The organism is Pseudomonas sp. 34 E 7 (genome assembly GCF_900005715.1).
Taxonomy (GTDB): domain Bacteria; phylum Pseudomonadota; class Gammaproteobacteria; order Pseudomonadales; family Pseudomonadaceae; genus Aquipseudomonas; species Aquipseudomonas orientalis_A.
Map to the genome: position 1 here is coordinate 1 of NZ_CVTX01000179.1, position 6411 is coordinate 6411.

General features: G+C 61.5%; 7 protein-coding genes and 1 pseudogene. 3 read left to right on the plus strand and 5 right to left on the minus strand.

Annotated features, from left to right (window positions below):
- The 3 genes and pseudogenes from BFP96_RS31875 to gcvA all read right to left on the minus strand — a co-directional run.
- Positions 1 to 79 (minus strand): annotated as a pseudogene (locus BFP96_RS31875) (NAD(P)-dependent oxidoreductase); the annotation flags it as partial.
- A 29-nt stretch (positions 80 to 108) separates the two neighbouring features.
- Positions 109 to 936, minus strand: coding sequence for a DMT family transporter (locus tag BFP96_RS24235; RefSeq protein WP_065895568.1), 828 nt, complete (start codon positions 934 to 936; stop codon positions 109 to 111).
- 74 nt (positions 937 to 1010) lie between these two features.
- Positions 1011 to 1916 (minus strand): transcriptional regulator GcvA, encoded by a 906-nt coding sequence (gene gcvA, locus BFP96_RS24240; protein WP_065896175.1) that lies wholly within the window; start codon positions 1914 to 1916, stop codon positions 1011 to 1013.
- Between the two features lie 221 nt (positions 1917 to 2137).
- Here gcvA and BFP96_RS24245 point away from each other — a divergent pair, with 221 nt between their 5' ends.
- Positions 2138 to 2428 carry a type II toxin-antitoxin system ParD family antitoxin gene (locus tag BFP96_RS24245; RefSeq protein WP_065895566.1) on the plus strand — a complete coding sequence of 97 codons (291 nt, stop codon included), beginning with the start codon at positions 2138 to 2140 and terminating at the stop codon, positions 2426 to 2428.
- Positions 2429 to 2430: 2 nt separating this feature from the next.
- Entirely contained in the window at positions 2431 to 2787 is a 357-nt protein-coding gene (locus BFP96_RS24250) for a type II toxin-antitoxin system RelE/ParE family toxin (protein WP_065895565.1), read from the plus strand.
- A 111-nt stretch (positions 2788 to 2898) separates the two neighbouring features.
- Here the strand turns inward: BFP96_RS24250 and BFP96_RS24255 are convergent, their stop codons facing one another.
- Both BFP96_RS24255 and BFP96_RS24260 read right to left on the minus strand, forming a co-directional pair.
- Positions 2899 to 4074, minus strand: a complete 1176-nt coding sequence (locus BFP96_RS24255; RefSeq protein WP_371914775.1) for a sensor histidine kinase — start codon at positions 4072 to 4074, stop codon at positions 2899 to 2901.
- A gap of 20 nt (positions 4075 to 4094) precedes the next feature.
- A complete protein-coding gene (locus BFP96_RS24260) occupies positions 4095 to 4784 on the minus strand; it encodes a response regulator (RefSeq protein ID WP_065937158.1) in 690 nt (229 codons plus the stop codon).
- 233 nt (positions 4785 to 5017) lie between these two features.
- Here BFP96_RS24260 and BFP96_RS24265 point away from each other — a divergent pair, with 233 nt between their 5' ends.
- Positions 5018 to 6238, plus strand: a complete 1221-nt coding sequence (locus BFP96_RS24265; RefSeq protein WP_065937159.1) for an alginate lyase family protein — start codon at positions 5018 to 5020, stop codon at positions 6236 to 6238.
- Positions 6239 to 6411: the final 173 nt, after the last annotated feature.

The window sequence follows — 6411 nt, forward strand, 5'->3', positions numbered from 1 at the left end:
CCAGTCGAGCGGTGGCTGCACCCACGCCGCGACTGCCTCCGGTGATCAGGATCAGGGGTGCCTGTGTGACCTTGTCCATTTGAATGACCTCCTGCGTTGTTGGCTGTATCAGCCGATGATGAGGATGCCGGCTACGATCACGACACAGGCCAGGATGCGGCGCAGGGTGAGCGTCTCGCCGAGAAACAGGTAACCGATCAACAGCGCAAACAGCACGCTGGTTTCGCGCAATGCCGACACCGCGCCCAGGGGCGCTTCGTTCATGGCGTAGATAACGATTGCATAGGCCAGCAAGGAGACCAACCCGCCGAGCGCGGCGGTCAACAGGCCGGGCCGCACACTGAACAAGCTGCGGGCATCGCGCAGGCCGATATACACCATCGGCATCAGCACGCCCCACAAGGCGCACATCCACGCAGTGTAAGCCAGCGGCGCGCCGGAGAGCCTGGCACCGATGCCGTCGACGACGCTGTAGGCCGCGATGAAGCAGCCGGTGCCCAGCGCATAAGGCAGGCTGGGAACCGACAGGCTGCGCCCCTTGAAGGCCAGCGAAATGATCCCGCCGGAGACCAGCGTGATACCCAGCAACTGGCCGGGCGCGATGCGCTCGCCGGCAAACACGGCGGCCCCCAGGGTGATCAGCGCAGGCGATGACCCACGCGAAATCGGATAGACCTGCCCCAGGTCACCGACTCGATAGCTGCGCACCAGAAACAGGTTGTAGCCCACATGCAGTAATGCTGACAGCAGCGCATACCCCCAGCTCTCACTGGCGGGTATTGGCATGAACGCTGCGGCGACGCTGCAGGTGATGGCGATGGCAATGCACATTACCGTCATCGACCACAGCCGGTCGGCACCGCCACGCAGCAGCGCGTTCCAGCTGGCGTGCAGGAGCGCGGCGAAAAGAACCAGGCAAACAAGATGAATAGGCATGCGCCATGTTAGGCAGCCCGGCACCGGAACGACAGCGAAGTTTGCTCATTGCAGCATGAACGAATACTCATACCCTATTGAGCCGCCTGTTGCACTTTCAGTGCTTCGCCCATCAACCACTGGCGCAAGTTGAGGACGTGCGGCTGCGCCTCGATGCCCTTGGGGCAGACGAAATAGTAGGCCAGCGGCGATGGGAACGGCACATCGAACAGCCGTACCAGACGGCCATCGCTGATTTCGTTTTCTACGTGGCCGCTGCGCACCAACGCTACGCCCTGGCCGAGCAACGCGGCTTCGACCGTCATATTGCTGTCGCCGAACCTGACACTTTCCCTGAGCGGTGAAAACGCCAGCCCGACAGACTGGAACCACGCCTCCCATTTCGGCACCAGTTCGGCGCCATCGCGGGTCAGCAGCGGCAAACGCAACAACTCGGCCGGATCACGCGGGGTTCCGAGGCGTTGCAACAAGTCGGGGCTGGCCACCGGAAACACCTGCTCGCCGAACAAAAACTCCGAGTACAGACCAGGATAACTGCCCTTGCCCAGCCGAATCGCGACATCCGCCTGGCCTTGCGCGAAGTGGATGATCTTGTCGGTGGTGTCCAGCGACACCAGCAGCTCGGGGTGCTGACGGGCCAGGCTCGGCAGGCGCGGCAACAGCCATTTGAGTGCGAACGAATAGGTGGTGCTGACGCTGAGCCGCACCCGGCCTTTTTGCTCGCGCAGGTCGCCCAGGGTCGCCTCCAGGCTGATGAAGAATTCGCGCACGATGGGCGCCAGCGTAGCCCCCGCCGCCGTGAGGCGTAGCGGTTGACCGCGTTCAAACAGCTGCAGCCCCCACAGCGTTTCCAGGTGCTTGAGCTGATGGCTGACCGCGCTCTGGCTCACATGCAGTTCCTGGGCGGCGGCCGTAAAGGTCGGATGCCGCGTGGCGGCTTCAAATGCGCGCAAGGTGGCGGTCGGCGGCAGGTCTCTCATAGGCAGGGTCTCGGCGAGTGGGCAGGAACAGGCAGGGCATGAGCTCAGGCTCATGTTAACCCGGTCCGAGGGTGATTACGCTGATGATGGTTGGGGCTGGCACTCGCTTTCATTATCCGAATCGCAAGCGAGAAGACGAATGGCGAGCCAATGCACTACATGCAGATGTCGCGATGGCATAATATGCCAACGATCGAATACGCCCCGCAGCGGAGCTCACCATGGGTACACGAAACGTCGTCCTCACCTCGCACCACGAACAGGTTATCCAGGACCTGGTTCAATCCGGCCGTTATCAGAATGCCAGCGAAGTCATGCGTGAGGGCTTGCGCCTCCTGGAACAGCGCGTTGCCGAAGAGGCCGCTAAACTTCAGGCCCTGCGGCAAGCTACCTCAATGGGCCTGATGGACCTTGAACAAGGCCGCTTCACGCCGCTGGCCGAAGTCGATATTGAACAGTTTCTCGACGGCTTGGGCCTGGAGGCGACGCGCCCTGCGCGGGGGAAAACCTGAGCATGCCGCACTATCGAATTTCCGATGCTGCACGTGGCGATATCGTCGATATTCTCCGGCACTCCCAGATGCAATTCGGTGAATCGGCGCGTAAGCGCTATCAGACGCTGATCCTGACGACCCTGCAAACCCTCGCCAAAACGCCCCATCACGTCGCCAGCCGCGCCCGCGATGAAATTGCACCGGGGCTTAGAAGCTATCACCTCAGTCATTCGCGCCAACACGCAAACCCACGCCATGCAACGGTGAAGAACCCTCGCCATATCGTGTTTTACCGGCTAGCGCACGATAAAGCGGTTGAAGTCGTCAGGTGTCTTCACGACGCAATGGACGTGCAACTGCACCTGCCGGACGAGTGAAGTTGCCAACTTCAAACGACAAACATTTGCCTGCAAAGATGGACCGGTACATCCGCCCCGCCACACCCGACGACCTGCATGCACGCCTCGCACTGGACGCCTACGCCGCCCCTACACCGGAAACTGCGCCCTGATCAGCGTGCCACCCTCGGCCAGGTTGCTGGCGGTCAAGGCGCCGCCATGGGCCTGGCAGATTGCCCTGGCGATGGACAAGCCCAGCCCGCTGCCGCCCGAGTAACGCGCCCGGGAGCGTTCCGCCCGCCAGAAGCGATCAAATACGCTGTCCAGGTGCTGTGCCTCGATACCCGGGCCGCGATCGCCGATTTCAATCACGATCAGGTCTTGAACCTGGCACGCCATGATATTCAACTCACCGCCGCCTGCCGCATAACGCAACAGGTTATCAACCAGAATGTTGATGACCTGCCCGAGGCGATCGCGATCGGCATGCACGCGCAGCCCATCGGCCATAGTAATCTGTGTGCGAACACCGGCCTGATCCAACTGCGGCTCAAACCAGGCCAACCGTTCGGCCACCAGCGCCATCAGGGGAAAATCGCTGCGCTCGAGCACCAACCGGCCAGCCCGGGCCATCGACAGCAGGTGCAAATCATCCACCAGTTTGCTCAACTGATCGAGCTGACGCTTGACCATGCCCAACTGCGCGGCATCGCTGGGAAACACCTCGTCGAGCATACCCTGCACGCGCCCCATGGCGGCATTCAACGGCGTGCGCAGTTCGTGGGCAATGACCGCGCTGGACTCGCGCACATCACGCTCATAGCGCTCCAGTTGGGTGCTCATGCTGTTGAAGTCGCCGACCAGCCGTTGCAACTCGTCGGGTGCATCGCGATGGACCGGCAGACGCGTCAGGAAATCCCCACCGGCGACGCGCCTGGCGCCCTGGGCAATCGTCGAAAACTGACTGGACAAGGGCCGCGAAAACCACAGGCCACAGGCAATGATGATGGGGATGGCGGCCAGCACCAGGCCAACCAGTACCAGCCAGTCCTGATTGGCGATGGCCGGCTGGAAATAGTCCAGCGGGTAGTACTGGGCCACCAATTGACGCAAGCGCGCCTCGTTGAGTCCTGGGTCGGCGCGCAGTTGCTGCAGCTCTTCGCGCAGCCCCGGCGGCAGGTGCTGCACAAAATCCCGATCCGACAACGTGATGTTGAGCCACATGCACACCGAGATCACCACCACGGCGCCGATCGCCAGCAGGCTCATGCGCATGCCGATCCAGCGCCACAGCGGTTTGTCGTTGATCGGTGATTTATCCGGCATGGGTTTATCCAACATGGTGTTTACCTGAACCGATAGCCAATGGAACGCACCGTCACCAGCACCCCAGCGATGCCATGGGATTCCAGCTTGCGGCGCAGGTTGTGCACATGGGTATCGACGACACGGGCCAGGGCTTCGCTTTCCGGCAGGCAGATTTCCAGCAACTCGTCGCGGGTGAAGGCCTTGGACGGGGTCTGGAGCAACGTCACCAGCAGCTTGAATTCCGTCGGCGTCAGCTCCAGCCATTGCGGTGCTGCATCGCCCTGCTCGATGGCTGCGGTAAAAGCGTCAAGATCCACCCGCAGGTTCTCATGACGCAACAGGTGTGCCACCGGCTGGTTGCCGGCGGTGCGTCGCAGCACCGCCTGTACCCTCGCCACCACTTCACGCGGGCTGTAGGGCTTGACCACATAATCGTCTGCGCCGTAGCGCAAGGCGCCAAGCTTTTCCGGTTCGTCGCCCATGGCCGTGACCATGATCACCGGCGTGTCACTGCTGCGGCGCACGGCGGACAACACCTCGGTGCCACTCAAGCGCGGCAGCATCACGTCGAGCAATATCAGGTCGGGCTGCCAGCTCTTGTGCAGGTCGAGACCGCGCTGACCGTCTTCGGCCAAGGCCACCTCATAGCCATCCCGGCGCAGATAGGCTTCGAGAATGCTGGCGCTGTCGGCGTCGTCTTCGACAATGAGGATACGTTTTCCTGACACAAAGAAGCCTCTTGATGAAACCTTGATAATTTACGAATGGTTTATTGAAAGTCCGCTGCCAGGATTGCCCTGTGCCCGACTTTCGCGAACCGATCCTATGCTCACCACCGCACCGCTGTCCAAGCCTATCCACTCGCCTGAAAGGCTCCATGCAAGCGCCAGTCTTTTCATCCCTGGGGCCGAGCGTGGCCCTGTTCGTACGGCTGTCTACGCCGGATAAAGTTGGACACACGATGATTTCTTTCAAGCACCTCTGCACAATTGCCGTGCTGCTCGGCGCGCTGTCGATAAGTATCGACAGTCAAGCCTCTTCCCCTCGGCCCGCCGATGCATTCGTCCATCCGGGCCTGCTCCAGACCCAGACGGACTTCACGCGAATACGCGAAAAACTGGCCAACCAAAACGCGCCATGGCTGGCCGGCTGGCAAAAGCTGATCGCCAATCCACATGCCTCATTGGCCTGGCAGGCCGATCCGCTGCCCGTGGTGTACGGCACTTCAGATGGCTTGAATAACGACAGCACACTGTTCAACGACGCCGCCGCAGCCTATGCACTGGCCCTGCGCTGGCAGATCTCGCAAGACCCCGCCTATGCCGACAAGGCCGTGGGCATTTTGAACCAGTGGTCTTCCACCCTCACCGCGATCAAGGACGAGCCCGACAAGTCCCTGGCGGCAGGCTTGGCCGGTTATCAACTGGCCAACGCGGCCGAACTGCTGCGCAGCTACCCGAAGTGGCAGGCGACGGACTTTCATCGATTTCAGGGCATGCTGCTCAGCGTGTTCTATCCCATCAATCATGACTTCCTGCTGCACCACGATGGGAGCCCGCCTGATCGTCACGGCGCCCGTTGGGACCTGGCCAACATGAACTCGATACTGGCCATCGGCGTACTGGCGGATCGCCGCGACCTCTACAACGAGGCCGTCGACTACTTCAAGCACGGCAGCGGTAACGGCGCCATCGAACACGCCGTCTGGAAGCTCCACGGCAATGGCCTGGGTCAAGTCCAGGAAAGCGGGCGGGATCAGGCATACGCCCTGCTCGACATCGCCCTGCTCGGCAGCTTCTGCCAAATGGCCTGGAGCCAGGGCGACGACCTGTTCGGCTACCAGAACAACCGCGTACTGCAGGGCGCCGAGTACGTGGCCCAGTACAACCTGGGCCAGGACGTACCGTTTACCCCTTTGCTCGATCGCAGGTTCAAACAGAGCGTCGTCTCGCCCAACCATCGGGGCGAAATCCGTCCGATATGGGAGCTGCTTTACAACCATTACGTCGTGCGCAAAAGCCTCAGCGCGCCGAATGTGAAAGCCATGGCGAATAAGGCCCAGGTGGAAGGTGGCGGCGGCGATTATGGCCGAGACAGCGGCGGTTACGAGCAACTGGGGTATGGAACATTGCTGTATTCGTTGGGCGAATATGGCGTGTCAGATGCTGAATTGGTGCCGTAAGCGACGCCGGGGCCGAACGGCCCGGATCGTGGCTATGCATAGCGGTCAACGGTAACCACGATGCGAAGCGAGTCGCTCGTGATCTTGATCTGCTTTTGATCCTAGGCGCCCCGTTAAACCACGCTGGCCGAACGCAGGCTTGAATCCGTGGGCAACCCGGCAGGACGCCGGGT